At 69.6% G+C, this 24715-nt stretch carries 26 protein-coding genes; 4 read left to right on the top strand and 22 right to left on the bottom strand.

Annotated elements, in window-relative coordinates:
- Positions 1–26: 26 nt before the first annotated feature.
- The 16 genes from QUE38_RS09875 to QUE38_RS09800 all read right to left on the bottom strand — a co-directional run bounded on the left by QUE38_RS09875 (position 27) and on the right by QUE38_RS09800 (position 14343).
- The gene (locus QUE38_RS09875; RefSeq protein ID WP_286307839.1) at positions 27–665 is read right to left on the bottom strand and encodes a hypothetical protein; all 639 of its coding nucleotides are present in this window, start codon (positions 663–665) and stop codon (positions 27–29) included.
- 76 nt (positions 666–741) lie between these two features.
- A complete protein-coding gene (locus QUE38_RS09870; protein ID WP_350227463.1) occupies positions 742–1401 on the bottom strand; it encodes an AAA family ATPase in 660 nt (219 codons plus the stop codon).
- A 26-nt stretch (positions 1402–1427) separates the two neighbouring features.
- Positions 1428–2285, bottom strand: coding sequence for a hypothetical protein (locus QUE38_RS09865; RefSeq protein WP_286307837.1), 858 nt, complete (start codon positions 2283–2285; stop codon positions 1428–1430).
- A 248-nt stretch (positions 2286–2533) separates the two neighbouring features.
- The gene (locus tag QUE38_RS09860; RefSeq protein WP_286307834.1) at positions 2534–3406 is read right to left on the bottom strand and encodes a type II secretion system F family protein; all 873 of its coding nucleotides are present in this window, start codon (positions 3404–3406) and stop codon (positions 2534–2536) included.
- A gap of 8 nt (positions 3407–3414) precedes the next feature.
- Positions 3415–4368 (bottom strand): type II secretion system F family protein, encoded by a 954-nt coding sequence (locus QUE38_RS09855; RefSeq protein WP_286307832.1) that lies wholly within the window; start codon positions 4366–4368, stop codon positions 3415–3417.
- On the bottom strand, positions 4368–5933 hold the full coding sequence (locus QUE38_RS09850; protein WP_286307830.1) for a CpaF family protein: 1566 nt from the start codon (positions 5931–5933) through the stop codon (positions 4368–4370). Before QUE38_RS09850 ends, QUE38_RS09855 begins: the two co-directional genes overlap by 1 nt.
- Positions 5930–7273: an AAA family ATPase gene (locus QUE38_RS09845; RefSeq protein WP_286307829.1), complete on the bottom strand. Its 1344-nt coding sequence runs from the start codon at positions 7271–7273 to the stop codon at positions 5930–5932. Before QUE38_RS09845 ends, QUE38_RS09850 begins: the two co-directional genes overlap by 4 nt.
- The gene (gene cpaB, locus QUE38_RS09840) at positions 7270–8061 is read right to left on the bottom strand and encodes a Flp pilus assembly protein CpaB (RefSeq protein WP_286307827.1); all 792 of its coding nucleotides are present in this window, start codon (positions 8059–8061) and stop codon (positions 7270–7272) included. Before cpaB ends, QUE38_RS09845 begins: the two co-directional genes overlap by 4 nt.
- A 63-nt stretch (positions 8062–8124) precedes the next feature.
- Complete coding sequence (locus tag QUE38_RS09835; RefSeq protein WP_286307825.1) at positions 8125–9102, bottom strand: TadE/TadG family type IV pilus assembly protein; 978 nt, start codon at positions 9100–9102, stop codon at positions 8125–8127.
- A gap of 4 nt (positions 9103–9106) precedes the next feature.
- Positions 9107–9487, bottom strand: coding sequence for a TadE/TadG family type IV pilus assembly protein (locus QUE38_RS09830; RefSeq protein ID WP_286307823.1), 381 nt, complete (start codon positions 9485–9487; stop codon positions 9107–9109).
- A 202-nt stretch (positions 9488–9689) separates the two neighbouring features.
- Positions 9690–9875, bottom strand: a complete 186-nt coding sequence (locus QUE38_RS09825) for a Flp family type IVb pilin (protein WP_286307821.1) — start codon at positions 9873–9875, stop codon at positions 9690–9692.
- Positions 9876–9942: 67 nt separating this feature from the next.
- Positions 9943–10176: a Flp family type IVb pilin gene (locus QUE38_RS09820; RefSeq protein ID WP_286307819.1), complete on the bottom strand. Its 234-nt coding sequence runs from the start codon at positions 10174–10176 to the stop codon at positions 9943–9945.
- 117 nt (positions 10177–10293) lie between these two features.
- Positions 10294–10947: a prepilin peptidase gene (locus QUE38_RS09815; RefSeq protein WP_286307818.1), complete on the bottom strand. Its 654-nt coding sequence runs from the start codon at positions 10945–10947 to the stop codon at positions 10294–10296.
- 119 nt (positions 10948–11066) lie between these two features.
- Entirely contained in the window at positions 11067–12452 is a 1386-nt protein-coding gene (locus QUE38_RS09810) for an FAD-dependent oxidoreductase (protein WP_286307814.1), read from the bottom strand.
- Positions 12449–13546 carry a polyprenyl synthetase family protein gene (locus QUE38_RS09805; protein WP_286307812.1) on the bottom strand — a complete coding sequence of 366 codons (1098 nt, stop codon included), beginning with the start codon at positions 13544–13546 and terminating at the stop codon, positions 12449–12451. Before QUE38_RS09805 ends, QUE38_RS09810 begins: the two co-directional genes overlap by 4 nt.
- A gap of 92 nt (positions 13547–13638) precedes the next feature.
- Positions 13639–14343, bottom strand: a complete 705-nt coding sequence (locus tag QUE38_RS09800) for a class I SAM-dependent methyltransferase (protein WP_286311765.1) — start codon at positions 14341–14343, stop codon at positions 13639–13641.
- A gap of 173 nt (positions 14344–14516) precedes the next feature.
- On the opposite strand from QUE38_RS09800, the gene QUE38_RS09795 reads away from it, so the two are divergent.
- A complete protein-coding gene (locus tag QUE38_RS09795; protein ID WP_286307810.1) occupies positions 14517–14801 on the top strand; it encodes a DUF427 domain-containing protein in 285 nt (94 codons plus the stop codon).
- A gap of 86 nt (positions 14802–14887) precedes the next feature.
- Complete coding sequence (locus QUE38_RS09790) at positions 14888–16171, top strand: isochorismate synthase (protein ID WP_286307808.1); 1284 nt, start codon at positions 14888–14890, stop codon at positions 16169–16171.
- Positions 16172–16309: 138 nt separating this feature from the next.
- Here QUE38_RS09790 and QUE38_RS09785 read toward each other — a convergent pair whose 3' ends face one another.
- The 3 genes from QUE38_RS09785 to QUE38_RS09775 form a co-directional block, all read right to left on the bottom strand.
- The gene (locus tag QUE38_RS09785; protein WP_286307805.1) at positions 16310–17134 is read right to left on the bottom strand and encodes an SGNH/GDSL hydrolase family protein; all 825 of its coding nucleotides are present in this window, start codon (positions 17132–17134) and stop codon (positions 16310–16312) included.
- A gap of 232 nt (positions 17135–17366) precedes the next feature.
- On the bottom strand, positions 17367–19244 hold the full coding sequence (menD, locus tag QUE38_RS09780; RefSeq protein WP_286307803.1) for a 2-succinyl-5-enolpyruvyl-6-hydroxy-3-cyclohexene-1-carboxylic-acid synthase: 1878 nt from the start codon (positions 19242–19244) through the stop codon (positions 17367–17369).
- A complete protein-coding gene (locus QUE38_RS09775; protein ID WP_286307801.1) occupies positions 19237–19668 on the bottom strand; it encodes a PLD nuclease N-terminal domain-containing protein in 432 nt (143 codons plus the stop codon). The genes menD and QUE38_RS09775 overlap by 8 nt, the downstream gene beginning before the upstream one ends.
- 90 nt (positions 19669–19758) lie before the next feature.
- On the opposite strand from QUE38_RS09775, the gene QUE38_RS09770 reads away from it, so the two are divergent.
- A complete protein-coding gene (locus tag QUE38_RS09770) occupies positions 19759–20103 on the top strand; it encodes a DUF4229 domain-containing protein (RefSeq protein WP_286307799.1) in 345 nt (114 codons plus the stop codon).
- On the opposite strand, the gene QUE38_RS09765 is transcribed toward QUE38_RS09770, so the two are convergent.
- The 3 genes from QUE38_RS09765 to QUE38_RS09755 all read right to left on the bottom strand — a co-directional run bounded on the left by QUE38_RS09765 (position 20100) and on the right by QUE38_RS09755 (position 23353).
- Positions 20100–21146 carry a 1,4-dihydroxy-2-naphthoate polyprenyltransferase gene (locus tag QUE38_RS09765; RefSeq protein ID WP_433996970.1) on the bottom strand — a complete coding sequence of 349 codons (1047 nt, stop codon included), beginning with the start codon at positions 21144–21146 and terminating at the stop codon, positions 20100–20102. The genes QUE38_RS09770 and QUE38_RS09765 overlap by 4 nt on opposite strands.
- The gene (locus QUE38_RS09760) at positions 21098–22285 is read right to left on the bottom strand and encodes an AMP-binding protein (protein ID WP_286307796.1); all 1188 of its coding nucleotides are present in this window, start codon (positions 22283–22285) and stop codon (positions 21098–21100) included. Before QUE38_RS09760 ends, QUE38_RS09765 begins: the two co-directional genes overlap by 49 nt.
- A 144-nt stretch (positions 22286–22429) precedes the next feature.
- Positions 22430–23353, bottom strand: coding sequence for a 1,4-dihydroxy-2-naphthoyl-CoA synthase (locus QUE38_RS09755; protein ID WP_286307795.1), 924 nt, complete (start codon positions 23351–23353; stop codon positions 22430–22432).
- Between the two features lie 226 nt (positions 23354–23579).
- Between QUE38_RS09755 and QUE38_RS09750 the strand changes: the two genes are divergently transcribed.
- Positions 23580–24581, top strand: coding sequence for an o-succinylbenzoate synthase (locus QUE38_RS09750; protein ID WP_286307793.1), 1002 nt, complete (start codon positions 23580–23582; stop codon positions 24579–24581).
- Positions 24582–24715 lie beyond the last annotated feature (134 nt).

The raw sequence follows: 24715 nt of genomic DNA, 5'->3' as shown, positions 1-24715 counted from the left end.
TGCCACGCGCGGGCCGCGGGTTGACGCTAGACGAGCACGATGGCGAGCACCGATGCCGCCATGATCGACGGGCCGAGCGGCACGGCGCCGGCGAGCGTGGTGCTGTCGCCGCGCAGTCGGGCGACGGATGCGACGAGGAAGCCGATCACGAGCATGCCGGCGAGGCCCGCGACCCACGCCTGCCAACCGAGGGCGCCGAGTACGAGCCCAGCGAGCATCGGGAGGCCGAGGTCGCGCCAGGCGACGATGCGCGGCAGCCAGTGCGCGCCGGCGGCGGCAATGGCGCCCATGCCGAGGGCGCCGAGCCCAGCCCAGAGGAGCGTCCACCACGTGCCGTCGATCGCCGCGGCGATGACCAGCGAGCCGGCGATGAGGACGCTGGCGCTGAAGACGGTTCCTGCCGGGACGCGTCGCTCCGCGGCATCCGTCGCTGCCAGTGCCGTGCCGGTGATCAGGAAGACGAGGGCGGGCAGCAGAGCGGGCGAGAGTCCGATGCCCCAGCAGATCGCAAGCCCGCCGAGGGCTGCCGCGACCGTGACGGTGATGCGTGCGCGGCGCGTCCACAGACGGGTGCCGTGCGTGGCGCTGCGGGCGGAGCCGGCGATCGGCCACCAACCGGCGACGGCGCCGAAGACCGCGCCGCCACCGAGGAGTATCGCCGTCACGCGAGGAAGGGTAGTCGTGGCGTGTCGCTGGGCTCGCATCGGCGTCGCGAGGGCTGTGGATAACCGCAGCCTGGTGTCACTGCGCGCGCCAGCGGCGGTGGATGCGTCGACGGGTCGGTACCGCAGCAGGGTTGATGCGCTGCACAAGCTTGCGCAGTGCCTTCGCGGCGGCGTCGCGCACGTCGTGGTGGATGAGCGGCACGCCCTCGTTGCTCGCGAAGAGCACCGCGACCGAGCGAGGCACCTCGATGTCGAACGCCGTGCCGACGACCTCCGCCGCCTTCGCCGGTGTGATGCCCGCCTTGCGGTCGGTGAAGTTCAGCACCATGTGCCGGTTCGGCGGCATGCCGTCGGTGCTGTCGAGGAGCTGGAGCTCCTTGCGCATCGCGTTCAGGCTCGGCACGTTGATGTTCGCGATGAAGACGCCGTCGGTCGCGGCGGCGATGAGCGCGAGGCTGTGCTCGCCGACGCCGGGCGTCGTGTCGACGACGACGTAGCGGAAGCGACCGTTGAGTCGACGGACGACCTTGACGAGATCGGCCGGGGTGACGTGTTCGGCGTCCTCCGGCGTGGGCGGAGCGGGCATCACGAAGAAGTCGTCCTCGTGGCGCACCAGACCGTCGACGAGCTCATCGTCGTCGCGCGTGTCGAGTGCACCGACGATGGTGCGCGAGTCGGGCAGGCTCAGCGCGCTCGCGATGTCGCCGAACTGGAGGTCGGCGTCGACGAGCACCACCTGGCCCGGAGCGACCTCGGCGAGTCCTACGGCGAGGTTGATCGCCGCGGTGGTCTTACCCTGACCCCCTTCGGTGCAGCGACGACGATGATCTCGCTTGGGGTGGTGGGATCATCCGAGTCGGCCGATGTCTCGGTTCCGATGGAGCTGCTGGCGGGTGCTGCGACTGGGAGCGCGACGGACTGTTGCTTGGGCTCGGCTGCCCAGCTGGCAGGAGGCGGGGGCGGCGGAGCGAGCCGCGGCGGGGCATCGGGGTCGGCCGGCAGTGACTCGGGGCGCTCGGGTGCGAGCACCGCCGTGTGTGATGCGGATCGCTCCGGGGCGGCCGCTCCATCGCTCTCCGACGAGCCCGCGCGCCCGGCGGTCTCGGCGACCCAGACGACCTCTTGGACGCGATCGTCCTCGGGGACCTGTGGCGTCGCCGCTGCGGCTCCGTCAGTGGGCGCGACGGCCGCCTCAGGGGCATCCGCTTCGTCGTCGATGCCGCCGAACTCGCTCGGGTCCTGCTCGCCGCCGTACAGATTGAGCCAGGTCTGCAGCCGCGTGATGAGCTCGAGCTTCTCGGGGTCGGTGGCGGTGGCGGAGATGACCGCGTGGATGCCACGGCCAATCCAGGTCTCGGGGTCGCTGGGTACCGCCTCGACGACGACGAGCCCGATGCTCGGGTGCCGTTCGACGAGTCCCGTCGCGAGCGTGAGGATCTCGGTCTGGCTCAGCTCGGGGCCGAGCAGCGCGATCTTCGGGGCGTCTCCCACGCGGTCGAGCACCAGCGACGTGCCGATGCCGAGGAACTCGCCCGGGATGGAGCGGAGCTTCCCCTCGAACAGCCGCCGCATGCGCAGGTCGTAGACGGTGTTGCGCGTGACGAGCACGATCGGCTTCATGCGCGCTCCCCGCCTTCGCGCTGCATGCCGGCGGCTCGCGCTGCCGTGTCGTCTGCGGGCAGGGCGGCGTCGTCAGCACCGCCGGTTCGGATGCGCATGGGGGATGCTCGTCCTCGGCTCAGGGTCGATCGGGCCGCAGCATCGCGAAGCCCACCGCGCCCGCAGGGGGACGAGCGCGAACGCACTCACGCTATCGCGTTCGTTGGCCCATACGAACCCGAGGAAACTTCGCCCGGGATGATCGTGTCCTAGCTAAAGGCGGCAACGATGCCTAGCACGGCGGGGAACAGCAGGACGATGAAGAGTACGGGGAGGATCGCGAACACCAAGGGAAAGACGACCTTGATCGGGATCTTCATCGCCGATTCCTCGGCCCTAGCTCGACGCTTCACACGCATTTCACGTGCTTGCACGCGCAGCACGTCGGCCACTGAAATGCCGTACCGGTCTGCTTGCTGAATCGCACGTACGAATCGACGCAGATCCTCGCTATTGGTCCGTGCAAGCAGTGCAGAGTACGCATCCGACCTGGAACGACCGATCGTCATGTCCTGCAGAGTGCGCACGAGTTCATCGTTGAGGGGCCCCGAACCGTTCTGAGCAGCTCTCGCCATCGCCCCCTCGAAGCCCAACCCGGCCTCGACCGCGATAGTCATCTGATCAAGGGTGTCGGGAAGAGCACGCTGAATCGCCGTCTGTCGGTCGTCGGCGCGGCTGTTGAGCATGACCTCCGGTGCCACAAGGAACAGCAGCATCATCACGACGCCCGCCCCGATCATCAATGCATTCTGAGCGATGACGATTGCACCGACTCCGACAAGCACGCCGAACGCCGTGACAAAGAGCTTGAGCAGCACGAATCCTCCGACGCTCCAATCCCCTGTGCGGCCGGAATAGATGATCTGTCGCTGCACCCAGCCGGTGTACCCGTTCGGCAAGGTGTCGGCAAGCTTCTGAGAGAACGGCCGCGTGTCGTCGGTTCGTCGAGGCTGCACCTGCGAGGGCTCGAGGAGCTCTCGCACAGCAGCCTTTTGGGGGAGGGAGGCGAACACCAAGAAGACCAGGAGTGCGGCACCCAGTGCAACCGCGCCGATGGCGATGAGAGGCAATAGTTCGGTCACGTCAACTCCTAGAACCGCACGCGGACCGCGGCGAGCATCCACACGACACCGACGATCATGAGCACCCCCGCCACCACAAGCGCAATCCACCCGAACAGGGTTGTGAAGAATGGCTCGAAGTAACTCGGCTGAATGATCAGCACACCAAGAAATACGGCGACGGGCAGGATCAACAGGATCGTCGCCGACAGCCGGCCTTCAGCCGAGAGCGACTTCACCTTGAGACGGATCTCGTTTCGCTCTCGGATTGTCGCAGCAACGCCATACAGTACTTCGGCAAGGTTGCCACCGGTTGCGCGGTTGATCGCGATCGCCTGGGCCGCCCACTTGAAGTCGTCGGACTGCATCCGCTCGGCCGTGTCGGTGAGGGCATCGTTGAGGTCTCGTCCGATTCGCGACTGGTTGACCACGCGCGCAAACTCTTCTGACGTCGGAGCATCACCATCGCGTGCCACCGAGTCGATTGCCTGCACCAGGCCGTGACCCGCGCGGAGATTTCCGGCGAGCAGTTGCATCGTGTCATCCAGCTGTTCAGCGAACTTGGACCGACGGGAAGACACACGCAGAGCGAGGTATAGGCGCGCGAAGAGCGGCCCCAAACAAGCGAAGAGCAGGCCGAGCACGAGGGACCACCAAGTCCCGAAGCCGATCAGTACGCCGATGGCAGCCAGCAGTGCCGAGATCGAGAATGTGACGAGGACGAATGCCGATGGTTGCATCCGCACCCCAGCAAGCTCCAGAGACTCCTCGCCAAACGCACCACGCTCGCGACGGCGCATCGTCTTCTCGATCGTCCGTACGGTTCGATTCGTGGCCCGTGTGAGGCGGCTCTCGTACTGCGTCCCTGGTGCCAAACGCCTGTCGAGCGCCACGCGGGGTGCTGGCGGCGCGATGACGAAGACAACGAGCGCAAGCAGCGCGAAGAGCGCAGCTAGGAGGCCAAGTACGTATACGGCAGACATCAGCGCCTCCCGTAGTTCGAAGGTGGCGGAGCGCTCTGGAAGAGCGAGGCCGGAACCTCGATACCGAAGTCCGCCAAGTGGTCGACGAACCGCGGCCGCACGCCAGTCGGGATTGCGTGGCCCCGGAAGCGACCGTCCTCGTCGATGCCGGCTGCATAGTCAAATGCGAAGGCGTCCTGCATGGTGACAACGTCGCTCTCCATGCCCTGCACCTCAGTCACGCTGACGACACGACGCGTGCCATCCCGCATGCGGGAGATCTGCACGATGACGTCGATGGCGGACGCGATCTGCTCGCGGATCGCGCGGAGCGGCAGGTCCATGCCCGCCATCAGTACCAGCGTCTCGAGTCGTGCAATCGCGTCCCGAGGGGAGTTCGCGTGGATCGTCGAGATCGATCCTTCATGGCCCGTGTTCATCGCCTGCAGCAGATCCAGTGCTTCGGCGCCACGGACCTCACCAATGACGATGCGGTCCGGCCTCATACGCAGCGAGTTCCGGACCAGGTCGCGAATGGTGATCTCCCCGCGGCCCTCGATGTTCGCAGGTCGTGACTCCAAGCGCACGACGTGCTCCTGCTGAAGCTGGAGCTCCACCGCGTCCTCGATGGTGATGATCCGCTCGTCGTTCGGGATGTTCGCAGAGAGGACGTTCAGAAGGGTGGTCTTGCCGGTACCTGTGCCGCCCGACACGAGGATGCTCAGCCGACCACGTACAGCCGCGTCGAGCAGGTCGGCCATCTCACGGGTCATCGTGTCATACGAGATCAGGTTGTCGACCGTCAGCGGCGTACGCGAGAACTTTCGAATCGTCAGCGACGACCCGTCCACGGCGAGAGGCGGGATGATGGCGTTGACACGCGATCCATCATCCAGTCGTGCATCCACGAGCGGCGACGACTCGTCGATACGACGACCCACCCGCGAAACGATGCGCTCGATCACTCGGCGCAGTTGCGGCTCGCCGGTGAACTTCAACCGCGACTCGTAGAGCCGACCGGCTCGCTCGATGTAGATCTGGTCATGTCGATTCACCATGATCTCGGTCACGGCATCATCATCAAGCATCGTCTCGAGCGGACCGAATCCGAGTACGTCGGCCCCGATCTCTGTGATGAGCCGGTTGCGCTCCACCGTGGAGAGTGCCACCTGCTCGGCCGCAACGATTCGCGAAAGTTCCTCCCGCGCCATCTGGTGCAGGCGCTCCTCGGTGAGACTCGGGTCGTTGAGCCGAGTTCCGATACGCCGGAACAGCTCTTGTGCGGCCCGCTCCTTGAGTTCCTTGACGGCGTCGCTGACTGGCGCCTGCCGAGTTTCCCCGTGCATCGCCTCCCAGGTGGACGAGTGCTGCTCATCTTCCCTACCGGGCGTCGCGGATCCTGGGACCGTAGTTGACTCTGGCAGGTCGCTGACTCGTGCGTCGGCCTCTGAGCCAGGGGAATGCTGCTCAGGAGACGGTGTCGCGGCATCCTCGACACTGTTCTCCGAAGCGGGCGACTGCTCGCCTGCTTCCTCGTTCGCGCGATGCGCGCCGCGCGCCTGATCGAGTCGGTCGCTGAGTCTCATGGGGTCCTCGTCTTCCGATGGATGCGTCGCCGGCTCGGCGCGGCCGACGGCTCGATGCGTTGCACAAGCTCACGTAGTGCCTTCGCTGCCGGATCGCGAACGTCGTGGTGGATCACTGGAACTCCCTGATTGCTTGCGAACACGACCGCCCCCGACCTCGGAACAACCACGTCGACCTTCGCGCCCATGATCTCCTCGGCATCCTTCTGCAGAAGCCCACTCGACTTGTCCATGAAGTTCATCACGATGTGTCGGTTCGAAGGGAGGATGTCGAGGTCGAGCAGAAGCTCGAACTCCTTGCGAAGAGCACGCAAGCTGGGCACGGTCATGTTCGTGACGAACACACCATCGGTTGCATTCTCGAGCGCCGCAAGAGCATGTTCCCCAAGCCCGGGCGTCGTATCCACAACGACGTAGCGGAACATCGTGGATAGGTTCCGAAGCATCGAACCGAGCGCGCGGGCGTCGATGTCATCCGCCAACTCAGGCGAAGGCGGTGCCGGCACCACGAAGAAGTCGTCTTCGTGGTGGCTGAAGAGGGCCTTCAACGCCATCTCATCGTCGCCTGCGGAGGCCACGTCTGCGAGCGAGTAGTGCGGATCGAGATTGAGGGCGTGGGCGATGTCACCGAACTGGACATCGGCATCGACGAGCACGACGGAGTTTGGCGCCACCTCGGCGAGTCCCGTGGCGAGGTTGATGGCGGTCGTCGTCTTGCCCTGTCCACCCTTCGGCGCAACCACCGCGATCACCTCAGTGCGCACGTGTTCATCGAGGGGAGCGGGAAGTATCAACGTGTCGGCTGGCTCGTCCTCCGCGTCCGAGTCGCCCTCTGACGCGGTCGATTCGAGAGCGATGCTGTCATCGATCGCGCCGAGACCGAACTCTCCGAGGCCTGTGACGTCGGCATCAGGTTCCGCTTGCGATTGCTCCTCTTCCGGTTCCTCGCGCACCGGAGTCAGCTTTCCGTGCGAGACGAGCCACTCCTCAAGCCGACTAATCAGGTCGACCGTCGTCTGATCGGTGGCTTCCGGGCTGAGAACCGCGTGGATTGCCATACCATCGACCCAGTCCTCGAGATCGGATCGCTGCTCGCGAACAACGATCAGGCCGATGCCTGGGTGCCGTTCTTGAAGCGCCGACGCGATTGCCTTGGACTCTGCGAAGTTCAGTAGCGGGCCCAGCAGAGCGACTCGAGGCGATCCCCGCAACTGCGCGAGCGTCTCATCGGGTCCGAACGCCAGATACTCACCTGGGAGGGCCTCGAGCTTCGAGCGCAACAGGCGGCGGAGCCGAGTCTCGTACTCCGCGCTGCGGCTGATCAGGAGATATCGGCTCACTCGAAGATGTTGTCCCTCGTGACCTCGCGCGAGCCACTCTCGTCGGCGTCTTCGGGCTCGAGCGTGAGCCAGATTCCGGAGCTGTCGTTGTAGTCCTGCAGTTCCGCGGCCCACACCAGCTGCTCGATCTGCGGAGTACTCGCCGCAAAGGTCACCATGAGGACGTCGGAAGTAGTGACTTCTTCCTCCGCGTTGGTGGTCACGACTGTTCCGGCCTGCACGCGTGTCACGAGCACCTTGTGGAAGGTGAACTTGGTAGTCGTCCCCTCGACTTCCGCGTCCGTTGTGGGCGCTCCAGGCGCATCGCCTTCAACGGGCCCGGCCTTTACATCCTTGTCGACCGTAATGACAACGCCGACGGTTGATCCCGGCCGGACTGCCCCACCGACTGCACGTGCCACCTCGACTGGGAGCGTGACCTCCTGGAAGCCTTCCGGAAGCGCGACATCGCCTTGGGCTGCGAGCTCGGCAGGAGACGAGAAGCGTGCTTCGATGAGTTGTTCACCGGGGACGAGTTCGGCATTCGTGACGAGACCCGCAACGTCGTCCAGGTTCGTAACGATCTCGGGTTGGATTGCCAGCTGAGGGAGTTCATCGATCTCGACGTAGTCACCGATGAGTTCGCCGGGCGTTCCTGAGGGAACCTCTTCGGTCACCACGAACACCTGAGCGAACTCAGCGCCATCGGCTGCCCGCTGATCCGCGCTCTGTACATACATCCAGAGCAGGTATCCGCCGACCGCTGCGAGTAGAACGGCGATCACAGCGCCGATGATCCTAATTCTCATGTCACGCTTTCTGCCGACGTCGGGTTGTCAGCTGGTTCTCGTCGGTCAGGTGTTCGGGTTGTTCTAGTCGATGAGTCGTACGACGGTGAGTCCGGCGTCGATGCCGTCGCCGAGTTCGAAGGCATCGCTCACGCTGACGTACTTCATGAAGAAGCCCTGGAGTCCGCGGCAATTGCCCTTGCACTCGGGAGCGAGTGGGTCGGTGTACGTGTTCTGACCACTGAACTTGAATCCCGTGAGGTGGAACGCCGCGAACGTTGAGATGTGGAACTGACCGTTCTGGCCGGTCCCCTGAATCTCGTCGTACACCGGGATCAGGATTGTCGTGCCGAGAAGCGGGACGATGTCGGCGTCGACGTCACAGCCAGAACTCGCGAGGCTGTTCCCGGGATCGCTTCCCACCCACGGATCGTTCACGTCGACTATCGCAAGACACGGGGTTGAGGTGTCAAGCCAACCGAACCCTCCCGAGAGGAAGATGTCCTCGCACTCTTTGCGGTCGACGGTGTCGTACTGAATCAGGATTCGGGTGGGATTGGCCACACCCTCCTGCGGCGGAGAAAGTGCGAACTCGCACTGCCCGATGGCCAGCGGGATCACAGACCCGACCACCGGCGTTCCCCACTCGGCGGTCGCCGCCGCACGCACCGTGCTCGACGGGATTCCGATCATTTGGGCAAGAGGATGGCGAAGCATCGCCCCATCCTCCGAGAACGTCTCAGTTGTGACAGTGACTGTATTGGAGGACAAGTTGATGGAGGGGGTGAGGGCCGTAGCGAGCGCATCCACCGCATTGGAATTCGCATACGTTGAGGCGATGCCTCCGGCCGGCCCAGCACAGGTGGATTCGTCAATTGCGCACTCCGCAGCGACGCTCAGTGCCGCAGCATCGGCACCGTTCTGGAGCTGCGCTTTCTCGGCATAGAGCGCGCCCACATCCACAGCAATGGCCCCAGCCCCGACGAGAGGGACCAGCATGAGCCCGACGAGCACCGCACTGGCACCACGTTCACGCTTCCCAAGGAATCCGAGCCATCGCATGAGTTCAGCCTCCGCACCGCATGGCGCCAGTCGCCGACACTGAGATCGGCGCCGGCAGGATGTTCGTAAGAAGCGTCGCGGTGTAGTCGATCGATACCTGCACCTGGGCTCCCGGGTTGTCCTCGCAAGACGACGGCGTGATCGCGATCTGCCCGGCCGCGAGTGCAGGGTTCAGCGACGGCGCTGCGCTCACTGCTGCGCTGCGCGCGACGCTCGCGTCGTCTTCGATCGCCATGACACGCGCGGCCTCTCGCGCGGCACCACTTAGCGAGATCTGCACGTTGTAGAGGTGGGAGAGCTCGACAATTCCGAGAACCAACAGGATGAGTACCGGAAACACGAGTGCGAACTCAACGGCGCCGGCACCTCGTTCACGTCGGAGCATGGGCTCAACCTTCAATCCAGGATCGACAGCTTCCAGATCGACCAGGTTGCCGTAGCGGTGGATTCGGCGCCGTTCGATTCCGCTCGATCCACTGCCTCAGCGCTCCGACCGAGTTGCGACAAGTCGGCAACCGACTTGGAGACCTGCACTAGCGCAGGTCTCCAAGTCGGAGTGACGTATTGATCGTGTTGGTTCGACGTGCCTAGACCGCGAGCTCGGTGGAGACGTTGGTGAAGAGGCCGTTGAGCGCAAGCGCGAGCGCGCCGAGACCCACGAGGATGCCCATCGCAACCAGTGCGATGATGAGGCCGTACTCGGCCGCGTTGCCCTTCTCGTCCTCGCGGATCGAGTTGGCGATGGACTGGAGGGTGACGAAGAACTTCAGCATTTTCGGGGTGCTTCCTATGAGTCGGTCAGTAGGGTCGCCGCCCGCCCCGCGAGCGACGAGAAGAACATTACGGGCGCATAGACACGACGAGTACTCCCCACTTGTGGGGGTACTCGTCGTTAGGGATCTCGGCCGCGGCGTTGATGAAGAACGTGTTCAACGCCAGAGCAAGCCCACCAAGACCGACAATGATGCCGAGCGCAACCAAGCCGAGAACCAGGGCGTACTCTGCTGCATTCCCACGTTCCTCATCGCGAACCACGGACCTCAGCACGTGCAGAGTCGCGAACAGCTTGAGCATGGGGACCTCGTGTGATCGAGCGAAGAAGTTTGGGGCCAGGGGGCCTGTTTCACGGTACTGAAGTCACCCCCTGTTACGGGTACCCCCACATCGGGGGTGCCGTTGGGGGCGCTACGCTCAGCCGGCGAGGATGCCCGGGGCGCACAACGCCAAGGTCGCCCCGACCACCATCGCCGGGCCGAACGGGATGTGGCCGCGCAGGGTGACGCGACGGGCCACCAGTGCACCGACGGCGGCGAGGCCGCCCACGAAGACGCCGAGGAACAGGCCGAGGACCCAGATCGCCCAGCCGAAGTAGCCCACGACGAGACCGACGAGGAAGGCGAGCTTCACGTCGCCCATGCCCACGCCGCTCGGGGCGATCACGGCGATGATCAGGTAGAACGCGAACATCGCGACGGCGCCGACGAGGGCCCAGAGGAGCGACCACCAGGAGGCGGTGGCGACGCCGGCGACGAGGAGGAGCGCGGCGACGATGACGAGCGACGGGCCGAGCATGCGGTTCGGGAGGCGCTGCTCGGCGAGGTCGACGAGGGACATGGCGATACCGGTCGCGGCGAACGCGAGGAGGGCGGGGAGCAGCCAGATGAGGCCGAGCGACCAGGCGAGCGCGGCGAAGGCGGCGGCGGTCGCGAGGGCTGCGACCGGACGGAACCAGCGGGGTGCGGCCGGCGGCCCGCCAGGCGCGGCGTCAGCCGTCTCGGGATCCGCCGCCTCAGCGGCATCCGCTCCCCGGTCAGGTTGCGGGCCGCCCAGGGGACGAGCAGCCACCAGCCGAGGACGGCGCCCGCGAGCGCGGCGAGCGCGATCAGGACGGCGGCGGGCATGAGGTGCAGCGTAGCGCGCGCAGCGCACGGCCGGGCACGCCCGAAACCGTCGAGCGCAAACGGCTACAGCGCGAGCTCGCCCAGCGAGATGTCGACCATCTCGTCGCGGGGCACGACCTTGATGCGGGTGCGACCCTCGGCCTCGCCCAGGGCGAGCTCGTGCTGGTCGAGGCGGTGCCAGCCCGCGAGGTCGGTGTAACGCACGCCGCGCTCGTCGAGCAGGTCGACGACCGACTGCTCGGAGGGCGAGGCGGGCGACCACCAGTTGCCCACGTCGTTGATGAGGTGGCGGATCGTCTCCATGGCATCCGACTTGGTGTGGCCGATGAGGCCGACCGGGCCGCGCTTGATCCAGCCCGTGGCGTAGACGCCGTACATGCGGCCCGACTCGCCGGTCTCGGCGTCGTGGCGCAGCACCTGGCCCTCGTGGTTCGGAATCACGCCGTAGTCGCGGTCGAACGGGATGCCCGGCAGCTCCGAGCCGAAGTAGCCGATCGCGCGGTACACGGCCTGCACCGGCACCTCGCGGATCTCGCCGGTGCCGACCACGCCGCCCTCGCCGTCGGAGCGCGTGCGCTCGTAGCGGAAGGCGCCGACCCGGCCGGTGCCGTCGTCGACGACCTCGAGCGGCTTGGCGAAGAAGTGCAGGTGCAGGCGGCGCGACGCGTGGCCGGTCTCGCGCTGGCGCCACTGGTTCAGCACCTTGTCGATCACGAAGACCTGCTTGTTGCCGGCGACGGCCGCGCGGGCCGCGTCGTCGTAGTCGAAGTCCTCGTCGTAGACGATCATGTCGACGTCGTTCAGCTCGCCGAGCTCGCGCAGCTCGAGCGGCGTGAACTTCACCGAGGTCGGGCCGCGGCGACCGAACACGTGCACGTCGGTCACCGGCGAGGCCTTCAGCCCCTCGTAGACGTTCGCCGGGATCTCGGTGGGCAGCAGGTCGTCGGCGTGCTTCGCGAGAATGCGCGAGACGTCGAGCGCCACGTTGCCGTTGCCGATCACGGCCACCGACTGCGCCTCGAGCGGCCACTCCCGCGGGTAGTCGGGGTGCCCGTCGTACCAGCTCACGAAGTCGGCCGCGCCGTACGAACCCTCGAGCTCGATGCCGGGGATGCGCAGCGAGGCATCCTGCACCGCCCCCGTCGCGAAGATCACGGCGTTGTAGTGCCGCTTGAGGTCGTCGAGTGTGATGTCGTCGCCGAAGCGCACGTTGCCGAAGATGCGGATGTCGCCGCGGTCGAGCACGTCCCGCAGCGCGGTGATGATGCCCTTGATGCGCGGGTGGTCGGGGGCGACGCCGTAGCGCACCAGGCCGTAGGGCGCGGGAAGGTGATCGAACAGGTCGATCGAGACGTCGAAGTTCCGCTCAGACTTCAGGAGGATGTCGGCGGCGTAGATGCCGGCGGGGCCTGCTCCGACGATGGCCAGGCGCAACTTGCTGCGAGTCAACTCGTTCTCTCCACGATGGTGTCGGCGAACTTGGTCAGCGCCTTCTTCACGCCGCCGGCCGGCAGCGGCTCGATCGCCTCGACGGCCCAGCGCGCCCAGCGCTGCGCCTCGTCGACGGTCTCCTGCGTGACGGGGTGTTCGCCCAGTTCGGCGATGGTCAGTTCCGCGCGGGCGACGACCGACTGGTCGGCACCCGGCGCGTCGGCCGACGCGGGCGCGCCGACCACGTCGAGCTCGATGCGTTCGAGCAGTGCGGCGGCATCGGCATCGGATGCCGCGAGGCGACGCAGCTTCAGCAGCGGCAGCGTCACGACGCCGGCGCGCAGGTCGGTGCCCGGGATCTTGCCCGTGTCGTCGCCGGTGGGCGCGAGGTCGATGACGTCGTCGACGAGCTGGAAGGCGACGCCGATGCGCTCGCCGAAGTCGACGACGGGCTGCTCGAGGGCCGGGTCGGCGCCCGAGAAGCTCACGCCGGCGCGCGCGGCGGCGGCGATCAACGCGCCGGTCTTGTCGGCGAGCACCTGGATGTAGTGCTCGATCTCGTCCTCGCCTTCGGCGGGCCCGACGGTCTCGTGCATCTGGCCGAGCACGAGCCGTTCGAACGTGGCGGCCTGCAGCTTCAGGGCGCGGTCGCCGAGCTGCGCCATGAGCTGGCTGGCCCGGGCGAACAGCAGGTCGCCGGTGAGGATCGCGACCGAGTTGCCCCACACGTTCTGCGCGGTCGGCACGCCCCGGCGCTTGTCGGCCTCGTCCATGACGTCGTCGTGGTAGAGCGAGGCGAGGTGGGTGAGCTCGATGGCCTGCGCCGCGGTGAGCACCTCGTCGGTCGTGCCGTCGCCGAGCCGTGCGATGAGCAGCGTCAGCAGCGGTCGCACGCGCTTGCCGCCCGCCTCGAGGAGGTAGCGGCCCGCGACGTCGGCGAGCGGGTCGGCGAAGCGCGCCTCCCGCTCGAGCCCCGCCTCGACGAGCTCGAGCCCCTCGTCGATCGCACGGGCCATCGCCCGGTCCTCGCTCGTGCTGAAGATCCGTTCGCTGATCCCGAGACTCGACGCCAGCTTCGAGCCGCGTCGCGGCACCTGCACGCTCGGATTCACCCCCTCAGCCTACCGATCACGTCGCACGCGAACCGCCACGCGGGCTGTGAGTGACGCTCACGGTCGGGTTGCGGATGCTGCGTCGCGGCCCCCTACGCCGCCGGCACCCAGCCCCGGTGCAACGCCACCACGCCGCCCGTGAGGTTGCGCCACTGCACGCGCGCGAACCCCGCCTCGCGCAGCCAGCCGGCGAGCAGGCGCTGCGTCGGCCAGTTCGCGATCGACTCGTTCAGGTACTCGTACGCGTCGTCGTTCGAGCTCGTGAGCCGCACCAGCGCGGGCATCACGGTGCGCTGGTAGATGCCGTAGGCGGTGCGCATGAGCTTCGCCGGCGGGTGCGAGAACTCGCACACCACGAGGCGTCCGCCGGGGCGGGTCACCCGGCGGAACTCGGCGAGCGCCGCCTTCGGGTCGACGATGTTGCGCAGCCCGAACGAGATGGTCACCGCGTCGAACTCCCCGTCGTGGAACGGCAGGTTCGTGGCATCCGCTTCGACGAAGGAGAGGTTCGGATGCCGCCACTGCCGGTGCATGCCGACGTCGATCATGCCCGGGGAGAAGTCCGCGGCGACGACGCTCGCACCGGTGCGCGCGATGCTCGCGCTCGAGGTGCCCGTGCCGGCGGCGACGTCGAGCACCCGCTCGCCGGGCCGCGGATCGATCGCGCGGGTCGTGGCGATGCGCCAGAGCGGCGCGTTGCCGAGCGACAGCAGGTCGTTCGTGAGGTCGTACCGCTCCGCGACCTGGTCGAACATGGCCGACACCTGCTCGGGCCGCTTGGAGAGGTCTGCGCGCATCACCTCCCCAGCCTATTGCGGTTCGGATGCCTCGCAGCGGACGTTCGGGCGAAACTCAGGCTCGCCCGGAATGCCCGGCAGCTGCCATGCGTTTGCATGGAACGAGGCCGTCGGCCTCGGGGCGCGCCACCCGGCGCCGCCCTTCCACGTTCCCCCTGGTGGAAGGACCACTCATGAAGGCCATCTGGAACGGCGCCGTGCTCGCCGAGTCGGACGACACCGTCATCGTCGACGGCAACCACTACTTCCCGCGCGAGTCGATCAACGCCGAGTACTTCAGCGACAGCCGCAACCACACCGTCTGCCACTGGAAGGGCACCGCCGACTACTTCCACGTCAGCGTCGACGGGTCGAACAACCCCGACGCGGCATGGACCTACCCCGAGCCGCTCCCCAAGGCCTCGCACCTGGCCGGGCACGTCGCGTTCTGGCGGGGCGTGCAGGTCGTGCCGAGCTGACCGTTCTCGCTGGTCATGAGCGAGCGGATGCCTCCAGCGGCACGCACTCGGAGCAGGCCCCCAGATCCGCGGCGTAGGCTGGTTCCGTGACGTTCACGGGCCCCATCGCGACGGCGGGTGCGGCGCACCCGACGGCACGCACGCGGCTCCACGTCGAGACACGGGGCGTCGTCGATCCGGGTGAGCTGCTCCCGCTCACCGACGCGTCCGCACCGCTCGCCTGGCTGCGCGAGGGCGAGGGCATCGTCGGCATCGGCGAGGCCCTGCGGCTCGAGTTCGGCGGGGCATCGCGGTTCGCGGATGCCGCCGACGCGTGGCGTGCGATCGCGGATCTCGCGGAGGTCGCCGACGCGGTCGACGTGCCCGGCTCCGGCCTGGTCGCGTTCGCGTCGTTCGCGTTCGCCGACGACTCCGCGTCGCCCAGCGCGCTCGTCGTGCCGGCCATCGTCGCCGGCCGTCGTGGCGGGCGGGCGTGGATCACCCGCATCCGCCCGATCGACGGCGGCACGGGTTCGCTGCCGCCGCTCCCCCACCCCACCGCCTTCGGTTCGCCGTGGCGCGTCAAGCTGCGCGACGGCGCGCTGCCGCCCGCGGAGTATGAGGCCGCCGTCGCCGACGCCGTGCGGCGCATCCAGGGCGGCGAGTTCGAGAAGGTCGTGCTCGCGCGAGAACTGCGGGGGCGGATGCCCCGGGGCGCCGACGTGCGCCGGCTCGTGTCGAAGCTGTCGACCGATTACCCCGACACCTGGACGTTCGCCGTCGACGGGCTCGTCGGCGCGAGCCCCGAGACGCTCGTGCGCGTCGACCGCGGCGGCGTGAGCGCGCGCGTGCTCGCCGGCACCGCGTCGCGCGGCGTCGGCGCCGACGGCGACCACGACGCCGAGCTGCGCCTCGCCACGTCGACCAAGGACCGCGACGAGCACGCGTTCGCCGTGCGCAGCGCGATCGAGACGCTGCGGCCGCACACGTCGCGGCTCGAGGCATCCGCCGAGCCCTTCACCGTGCGCCTGCCCAACCTGTGGCACCTCGCGACCGACCTCGACGGCACGCTCGGCGACGGATCGACGTCGCTCGACCTCGTCGCCGCGATGCATCCGACCGCCGCGGTGGCGGGGTCGCCGACCGACGTGGCGACGGCCGCGATCGCCGACCTCGAGGGGTTCGACCGCGGGCGGTACGCCGGGCCCGTCGGCTGGATCGGCGCAGACGGCGACGGCGAGTGGGCGATCGCGCTGCGCTGCGCGCAGATCGGGCCCGACGGGTCGGTGCGCGCGCACGCGGGCGCCGGCATCGTGCGCGACTCGGACCCGGGCGAGGAGCTCGCCGAGTCGACGATCAAGTTCGCAGCGATCGTCGACGCGATCGGCTGACGCGCGCGCTCGCGCATACTCCTCGCCCATCGCACGCTCGACCGCTGACGCGACGCACCGAGTACGCAAAGTGCGGCAACTCACGATGAGTTGCCGCACTTTGCGTACTCGGTGGTTGGCCGGCGCGCCCAGCGTGGGTCAGAGGGCGCCGAGCACCGCTGCCGCGTAGACGGCCTGGCCCTGTGCCGTGGGGTGCAGGAACGTGAACGGGTCGCCCGGGTTCGCGCCGAGCCACGGCTCAGCGTTGCCGACCTGGTGGCCGGCGAACGCGTAGGCGAGGCTCGAGTACGTGACGTTCGCCCCGAGGCCGGCGGCGGCCGTGGCGCCGGCCGCGATCTGCTCGTCGAGCGCGAGCGTCGCGAGGTTCACGGTCTGGGCCGACGGGTTCGACTCGGGTACGAACGGAATCGGGTAGTCGGTGACGACGATCCGAGCTCGCGGAGCACGCTCCGCGATCGCGAGCAGGAGGTCGGTGAGGTCCGTGGCGATCGCGCCGGACCCGAGGATCTGTGACGCCTCGATCAGTGCCGCCGTGCACGGGTCGGAGAACGGGTCTGGCGTGCATGCCGCGTAGACCGCATCGATGCCGAGGTCGTTCGCCCCGACCGTGATCGTGACGAGCGTCGTGCCCTTGTTCACCTGCGGGAGCTGCGTGTCCATCACGTCCTCGATGGTCGCGCCCGAGCAGGCCGCCAGGCGCAGCAGGTTGATCTTCGGGCCGTCCTCCTGCGCGTCGAGCAGGTACGGGTACGCGGCGGTGCTGCGCAGGCACCCGTCGAGCGGGACGCCGGCGCCCTGGCCGGCCGCGTATGAGTCACCCAGGGCGACGAGCTTCTCGACGGGCGGCGGACTCGGCGGAGCCGCCATGGCCGGCGCTGCGGCGCCGAACAGGAGCGCCGCAGCCGCGAGAACGGCCGTGACGGCGGAGACTGCAGGACGACGAGAGTGCGACAGCAGTGTCATGCCTCGAAAGCTACTCTCCCTCACCTTTGTGGGTCTCCCCCGTTCGGGGGCCATTCGGAGGGTGACGTCCGCAGTTCGGCGGGCGCACGGAGTACGCAAAGTGCCGGATTCCGTGGGAGGTTTCCGCAGTTTGCGTACTCGGTGCGGCGGCGGATCGGGTGCCGAGTACGCAAAGTGCAGGAACGAGAGGCGGATTCCCGCAGTTTGCGTACTCGGTGGGGCGAGCGCGGGGTCAGCGGGTGAGGGGGACCTCGATGAGCACGGGGCCGGGGCGGGTCGAGGTGAGCGCGGCATCGAGCGCGCCGGCGGTGTCGGCGTGAGCGTACTCCCAGCCGTAGGCGCGGGCGAGCGCGGCGAGATCGACGGCGTGCGGAGTGAACTGCACGCGGTCGAACGCGGCCGGATCGGCCGTTCCGGCGACCTCCAGGGCGTCGAAGATCGATCCGCCGCCGTCGTTGCCGACGATGACCTGGATCCGGGGCATCCGCTCGCCCGAACCGGCGAGGAGCGAGCCCGCGTCGTGCAGCAGGGTCACGTCGCCGATGAGCGCGCGCGTCACCCCGTGCGCGGTGGCGTCGCGGGAGTGCCCGCCAGCGGCTGCGGCGTCGAGTGCGGCCACGTCATCGGCGCGGGCCGTGGTCGGTTCGGGGGCGTCGGAAGTACCGGGCGGCGGGAACTGGCTCGCGATCGCGACGCCGACAGCGGTCGCGACGGTGCCGTCGATGCCCGAGAGGCCGCGGTTCGCGTGCACCGTGACGCGGCGGCCGGCCACCGCACGGTCCGCGTCGCGCACGAGGCGCGAGGCGCCGAAGACCAGCCGATCGTGCGGCCAGGTCGCGCTCCAGACCGCATCGACGAGGCTGCGCCGGGTCACGGGCTCGCGCATCGCATCGACGCTCGCGCGCACGTACGCGCGGCGCTCGTCGAGCTCGGCCAGGTCGAGGTCGTGGTCGTGCGGAGTGGGCTCGGCCGACGGCACGTACGACTCGGACGGCGTGGGCTCCAGCATCCGTCGGCTCGTGAAGACCCAGCGGCCCACCCACGCGCGCTCCTCCGCGTCGGGGCGGCGCGGCTCGACCCGCACCGCGCGGTGGAAGCGATTCACGCCGTGCCCCGGGTTGTACCACTCGATGCCCGACGGGGCTACGACGATCGACTCGACGTCGTCGCGCGCGACCAGCGCGGGCACCTCGCGGCTGAGGGTCGGATGCCCGAAGACCACCACGCGCTCGATCGCACCGGCGAACACGACGTCGCGCAGCAGCTCGCGGTAGGCGACCACGAGGTTCGGCCCGAAGTGCGCGCCGCTCACGACCTCTGCGAAGAGCGGCCAGCCACCGTCGCGCGCGAACTGCTCGGCCGCGGGGCCGGCGCCGGCGCCGGCGACCACGACGGTGCGCGGGCCGTGGGCGACGAGCGAGCCGTGCGAGCCGACGGCGGCGGACGCGTGCGGGGCGACGGCGATGACGGATGCCCCTGAGCCGGACGCCTCGACACCGCCCGCGAGCGACGTGCGGGCGCCCGACAGGGGCTCGCGCATGGCGAGGTTGACGTGCACCGGGCCCGGTCCCGGGTCGGGCACGAACGTTCCGTCGACGCCCTGCCCGAGGGACGCGGCGACCGCGTCGCGAGCGATCGCCTGGGCGGCATCCGTCTCGCCCGCGAGCCCCTCGGGTGCGGCCACGTCGTGCTCGAGCCGAACAGCACCCGCGAAGATGCCCGGCTGAACGGTCGTCTGATTGGCGCGCACGCACTGCAACTCCGCCGGACGATCGGCGGTGACGACCACGAGCGGCACGCCCGAGTGGTGCGCCTCGAGCACGGCCGGATGCAGGTTCGCAACGGCGGTGCCCGAGGTCGTGACGACCACGGCCGGGCGGCCCGACTCGCGGGCCAGGCCGACCGCGAGGAAGCCCGCACCGCGCTCGTCGATGCGCACGTGCAGGCGCACGAGACCGCGCTGCTCGAGCTCGGCCGCGGCGAGCGCCAGCGCCTGCGAGCGGGAACCGGGGCTCACGACGAGGTCGGTGACGCCCGCGGCGACCAGCCCCTCGAGGAGGGCATGTGCGACGTCGCTCGCCGGGCTCGGCGCGGGCGACGCGTCAGGCATTCGGGCGACTGCTCGGCGGCGTGTCGCCGTCGTCGTCGCGGCGTCGCTCGGAGTGCTCGGGGTGGTCCGGGTGGTCGGTCGGGAGGTCGGGCTGGTCGGTGCGGTCGTCGAGCTCGGCGAGCTCCTCCTCCAGGCGGCGGATGCGCTCCTCCTGGGCGGCGTCGCGGTCGAGCCCGCGCAGGAAGTCGGCGTCGTCGTCGGGTGCGACCGTGCGCTGCGAACGGCGCGGCGGCCGGCCCTTGCGACCACGGCCGACGAGGAACCAGAGCACCCCGCCGATGATCGGCACGAAGAGGATCACGATGATCCACCAGATGCGGCCGATGCCCCGGATGCGCGAGCGGTCGAACATCGCACAGTCGACGATCGCGTACACCGTGAAGATGACGGCGACGATGCCGAGTCCGAAGAGCAGGCGTGCCATGCCGACAGTCTAGGTGTCCGCGCTGCGGGTGGGCTGGGAGCGTGGATTCGGTGGAGGGGTTGCCAGCTTGGCCGACCTACACTTATGGGCGTGCGATCCGTCCCGACCTGGGTGACCTACACGGCCTGGCGCCTCCTGGCGTTCGCCGTTCCGCTTGCCGTGCTGCTCATCGCCGGCGTGAGCCCGTGGATCTCCGCGCTCGTCGCGGCCCTCTTCGGCCTCAGCGTCTCGGTCATCTTCCTGCGGCGCCCGCGCGACACCATGTCGGAGCAGCTGTACGCAGCACGCAACCGCGAGACGCCGGCCGTGCACGAGGACGACGCGGCAGAGGATGCGGCGGTCGACGCCGCGGCGGTCGACGCCGCGGACGCCGAGCCGGAGGGATCCGGCAGCTCAGGGGCATCCGCTGAGCAGTCGACCGACGCCGATCGCTAGAGCGCGAAGGCCAGCCCGAGGCCGACTCCGTAGAGGAGTGACGTCGCGCTCGCGAGCTGCAGCGCGATGATCAGCTCGCGCGACGTGCGCGCGGTCGACACGATCAGCACCGCGGGCAGCGCCGCGAGCAGCGCGAAGAACACGAGCCACGCGGCCGGGTAGAACAGGGCGAGGAAGCCGACCGCGAGGAACGGCACCAGCAGGAACACCGCGAACAGCACGCGGCCGAACGCCTTGCCGACGAGCACCGCGAGGGTGCGCTTGCCGGCCGCCCGGTCGGGGCCGATGTCGCGCAGGTTGTTCGCCATGAGCACCGCGCAGGCGATGAGGCCGAGGCCGGCGCCCGTGACCCACGCCTCGAGGTTGACGGTGAGCGCCTGCACGTAGGCCGAGCCGGCGGTCGCGACGACGCCGAAGAAGACGAACACGAACAGCTCGCCGAGCCCGTAGTAGCCGTAGGGGTGCCTGCCGCCGGTGTAGAACCACGCCGCGACGATCGCGACCGCCCCGACCGCGAGCAGCCACCACTGCTGCGTGAGCACGACGAGCGCGAGACCCGCGAGGGCGGCGACGCCGAAGCTCGCGAGGGCCGCAGCGAGCACGGCTCGTGGCTTCGCGAGGCCCGATCCGGTGAGGCGCGCGGGCCCGACCCGGTGCTCGTCGGTGCCGCGCACGCCGTCGGAGTAGTCGTTGGCGTAGTTCACGCCGATCTGCAGCGCGAGCGCGACGATCAGGGCGAGCACGGCACGAAGCGGATGCCACGGGCCGTCGGGGATCGCCACGATGCCCGCGCCCGTGCCGGCCACGACGGGCGCGATCGCGAGCGGGAGGGTGCGCAGGCGCGCGCCCGAGATCCAGTCGCGGGCGGTGGCCCGGCGCTGCGCGGGCGCAGGGCGGTTCGTGCTGCCGGACTTCGCCGGGTTGCCGGACCGGCCGTACGTCTGGGAGCGCTTGGACTGGGGGAGTCGGGGGTCGGGCGTGCCACCCGACCATGCTAGTTCGGCGGGAGTGCGGTGGCCGGGGGTGCGCTGGGCGGTGGCGATGGGTTCGCGATGAGCTCCGCAAGCGCGCGTCGGTCGGGCTTGCCGCTGGGGAGCAGCGGCAGTTCATCGACCACGACGAGGCGCGCGGGGCGGGCGGCTGCGCCGGCTACGGATGCCACGTGAGCCGCGAGCCGCTCGAGCGCATCCGCGGCACGTGCCGGGTCGGTCGCCGGGGCGACGACCGCGGGGGCCTCGCCCCACTCCGGGTGCGGTGCGGCGACGACGACCGCGTGCGCGAAGCCGTCGAGCGCGCGCACGGTGCGCTCGACCTCGCCCAGGGCGACCTTCACGCCGCCCGAGACGATGACGTCGTCAGCGCGGCCGCGGATGCGGAGCGTGCCGTCGTCGGCGAGGTCGCCGAGGTCGCCCGTGCGGTACCAGCGGGTGCCGTCGTGGTCGGTCGTGAAGGCGGCGGCGGTGCGGGCGGTGTCGAACGTGATGAACGGTGGCTCGTCCAAGGCGGCGGGCGCGTCAGGGAAGTCGAGGTAGCCGAGGGCGAGGCTCGGGGTCGCGAGCTCGACGAGTCCGCCCGCGATGCGGATGCGCACGCCCGGCAGCGGGCGCGCGTCGTAGACGCAGCCGCCGGCCGTCTCGCTCGAGCCATACGTGCGGGTCACGCGTGCGCCCAGCGCCGCGGCGCGCTCGACGAGTCCGGGCGGGGCGGCCTGGCCGCCGAGGAGCACGCGATCGAAGCGTGCGAGCGCCTCGCGCACGCCGCGGTCGTGCTCCGCGGCGTCGAGCACGCGCGCGAGCTGCACCGGTACGAGCGAGGTGTATGCACGACCGTGCATACGGCGGAGCGGCGCGGCCGCGGCGGCGAACGCGACCGGGTCGAAGCGCTCCCCCGGCACGACGAGCGGCGCGGTGCCCGCGGCGAGCGCGCGCACGATCACCTGGAGCCCCGCGATGTAGTTGCCCGGCAGCGCGAGCACCCAGCGCCCCGCCCCGCCGAGCGCCTCGTGCGTCGCCTCTGCGCTCGCGAGCAGCGCCTCGGCCGAGAGCGCGACGCACTTGGGCGCGGCCGTCGATCCGCTCGTCTCGACCACGGCAGCCACCCGGTCGTCGACCTCGCCGACGACGGCGCCCGGGGGCATCCGCTCGCCCGGCGCCATGGCGTGCCCCGAGGGCGCCGGGAACACCGCCGCCCCTCCCCGTGGATCGCCGCGCGCACCGCCGCGACGAGGCCGTCGACGTCGTCGGCGGCGACCGCGACGAGCGGGCGGGTCATGGCCTGGCCTGTGACGCGCGGGCTCGGTGGGGCGCGCTGCTCAGGGGCATCCGATTCAGAACTGCCACGGGAACGGCGCCCAGTCGGGGTCGCGCTTCTGGAGGAACGAGTCGCGGCCCTCGACCGCCTCGTCGGTGCCGTACGCGAGGCGCGTGGCCTCGCCCGCGAAGACCTGCTGGCCGACCAGTCCGTCGTCGACGGCGTTGAACGCGAACTTCAGCATGCGGATCGCGGTGGGCGACTTGGTGAGGATGGTGCGGGCCATCGACACGGCCTCGCGCTCGAGGTCGGCGTGCGGCACGACCCGGTTCACCGCGCCCATCTCGTAGGCGCGCTGGGCCGAGTACTCCTCGGCGAGGAAGAAGACCTCGCGGGCGAACTTCTGGCCGATCTGGCGGGCGAAGTAGGCGGAGCCGTAGCCGGCGTCGAAGCTGCCGACGTCGGCATCCGTCTGCTTGAACCGGCCGTGCTCGCTGCTCGCGACGGTCATATCGCAGACGACGTGCAGCGAGTGCCCGCCGCCGGCCGCCCAGCCGGGGACCACGGCGATCACGACCTTCGGCATGAAGCGGATGAGGCGCTGCACCTCGAGGATGTGGAGGCGGCCCGAGCGGGCGGCGTCGATGCCGGATGCCTCCACACCGTCGGCGTACTTGTAGCCGTCGCGGCCGCGGATGCGCTGGTCGCCGCCCGAGCAGAACGCCCAACCGCCGTCGCGCGGGCTCGGTCCGTTGCCGGTCAGCAGCACGACGCCGATGCGCGGGTTCGTGCGGGCGTTCTCGAGTGCCGCGTAGAGCTCGTCGACCGTGTGCGGGCGGAACGCGTTGCGCACCTCGGGGCGGTCGAACGCGATGCGGGCGATGCGGCCGTCGCGCGAGTGGTGGTACGTGATGTCGGTGAAGGCTGCGCCGCCGGTGACGGATGCCGCGGCATCCGCCCACTCGCCCGCGTCGAAGAGTTCGGAGACCTGCTCGCCCATGCCTCCAGCCTACGTCCGCGAATTCGGGAGCGTCGCGTGCTGCCGGCCTCCGTGCGAAGCGTAGGAGATTCTGCGCGACGCGCCGGGCGGGGTGCGTGCGAGAGGCGACTTCTCCTACGTTTCGCCCGAGAGCCCGAGAGCCCGCGGGCGGCAAGGGGCGGACGGCTTCACGGGCGGCGGGCGCGGGCACGGAGACGCGGGGCGGGCGCGGTGGCAGACTCGGGGCATGAGCGACGATGCACTGCCGCCCCTGCACGACCTGCTCGCGACCGCGCGGGTGGTGGCGCTCCCGCTCGTGACGCGGTTCCGCGGCATCGACGTGCGCGAGGCGCTGCTGCTCGAGGGGCCCGAGGGCTGGACCGAGTTCGCGCCGTTCGCGGAGTACGACGACGAGGAGGCATCCGCCTGGCTCGCCGCCGCGATCGACTTCGGGTGGCGCCAGACGCCTGCGGCGCACCGCGACCGCATCCTCGTGAACGCGACCGTGCCGGCCGTCGACGCCGACGAGGTGCCGGCCGTGCTCGCGCGGTTCCCGGGCTGCCGCACCGCGAAGGTGAAGGTCGCCGCGGGCGACCAGGTGCTCGCGCAGGACGTCGCGCGGGTGCGCGCGGTGCGCGAGACGCTCGGCCCCGAGGGGCGGGTGCGGCTCGACGCGAACGGCGGCTGGAACGTCGACGAGGCCGAGCACGCGATCCACGCGCTGGCGGAGTTCGACCTCGAGTACGTCGAGCAGCCGTGCCCGAGCGTGGAGGAGCTCGCGGAGATCCGGCGGCGGACGAAGTACATGGGCATCCCCATCGCGGCCGACGAGAGCGTGCGGCGGGCCGAGGACCCGCTCGCGGTTGCCGAGGCGGGGGCCGCGGACCTGCTCGTGATCAAGGCGGCGCCGCTCGGGGGCATCCGGCGTGCGCTCGACGTGGTCCGGCGCGCGGGCCTGCCGGTCGTGGTGTCGAGCGCCCTCGACACGAGCGTCGGGCTCGCGATGGGCGCACACCTCGCGGCATCCGTCCCCGAACTCGAGTACGACTGCGGGCTCGGCACGGCATCACTGCTGGCGGCGGATGTCACGGGGCATCCGCTCGCTCCCGAGGAGGGGTCGATTGCCGTGCGCCGGGTCGAAGCGGATGCCGCGCTGCTCGACCGCTACGCCGCCGACGCCGACCGCACCGCGTGGTGGATCGCGCGCCTCGAGCGGTGCCACGCGGTGCTCGCCGCCCGCACGTCCTGACAAGCGGGAGACCCGTCGAGAACCTGCGTTCTGGGCTGCGAAAGCGCAGCCTTTCGACGGGTCTGGGCACACGAAGGCGGGAGACCCGTCGAGAAACTGCGTTCTCAGGGCTGAGCGTGCAGGTTCTCGACGGG

This window comes from Agromyces mangrovi (assembly GCF_030296695.1).
GTDB classification, from domain to species: domain Bacteria; phylum Actinomycetota; class Actinomycetes; order Actinomycetales; family Microbacteriaceae; genus Agromyces; species Agromyces mangrovi.
The sequence above is the reverse complement of the archived record's forward strand: the minus strand, read 5'-3'. Positions and strand labels throughout refer to the sequence as shown.

Coding starts and splice junctions, on each gene's coding strand:
- QUE38_RS09850 (WP_286307830.1), bottom strand. CDS start 5,933: ATGAGACTCAGCGACCGACTCGATCAGGCGCGCGGCGCGCATCGCGCG.
- QUE38_RS09855 (WP_286307832.1), bottom strand. CDS start 4,368: ATGTCTGCCGTATACGTACTTGGCCTCCTAGCTGCGCTCTTCGCGCTG.
- QUE38_RS09785 (WP_286307805.1), bottom strand. CDS start 17,134: ATGACACTGCTGTCGCACTCTCGTCGTCCTGCAGTCTCCGCCGTCACG.
- QUE38_RS09775 (WP_286307801.1), bottom strand. CDS start 19,668: ATGGCACGCCTGCTCTTCGGACTCGGCATCGTCGCCGTCATCTTCACG.
- QUE38_RS09750 (WP_286307793.1), top strand. CDS start 23,580: ATGAGCGACGATGCACTGCCGCCCCTGCACGACCTGCTCGCGACCGCG.
- QUE38_RS09820 (WP_286307819.1), bottom strand. CDS start 10,176: ATGCTCAAGCTGTTCGCGACTCTGCACGTGCTGAGGTCCGTGGTTCGC.
- QUE38_RS09825 (WP_286307821.1), bottom strand. CDS start 9,875: ATGCTGAAGTTCTTCGTCACCCTCCAGTCCATCGCCAACTCGATCCGC.
- QUE38_RS09755 (WP_286307795.1), bottom strand. CDS start 23,353: ATGGGCGAGCAGGTCTCCGAACTCTTCGACGCGGGCGAGTGGGCGGAT.
- QUE38_RS09800 (WP_286311765.1), bottom strand. CDS start 14,343: ATGCGCGCAGACCTCTCCAAGCGGCCCGAGCAGGTGTCGGCCATGTTC.
- QUE38_RS09795 (WP_286307810.1), top strand. CDS start 14,517: ATGAAGGCCATCTGGAACGGCGCCGTGCTCGCCGAGTCGGACGACACC.
- QUE38_RS09830 (WP_286307823.1), bottom strand. CDS start 9,487: ATGCTCCGACGTGAACGAGGTGCCGGCGCCGTTGAGTTCGCACTCGTG.
- menD (WP_286307803.1), bottom strand. CDS start 19,244: ATGCCTGACGCGTCGCCCGCGCCGAGCCCGGCGAGCGACGTCGCACAT.
- cpaB (WP_286307827.1), bottom strand. CDS start 8,061: ATGAGAATTAGGATCATCGGCGCTGTGATCGCCGTTCTACTCGCAGCG.
- QUE38_RS09835 (WP_286307825.1), bottom strand. CDS start 9,102: ATGCGATGGCTCGGATTCCTTGGGAAGCGTGAACGTGGTGCCAGTGCG.
- QUE38_RS09865 (WP_286307837.1), bottom strand. CDS start 2,285: ATGAAGCCGATCGTGCTCGTCACGCGCAACACCGTCTACGACCTGCGC.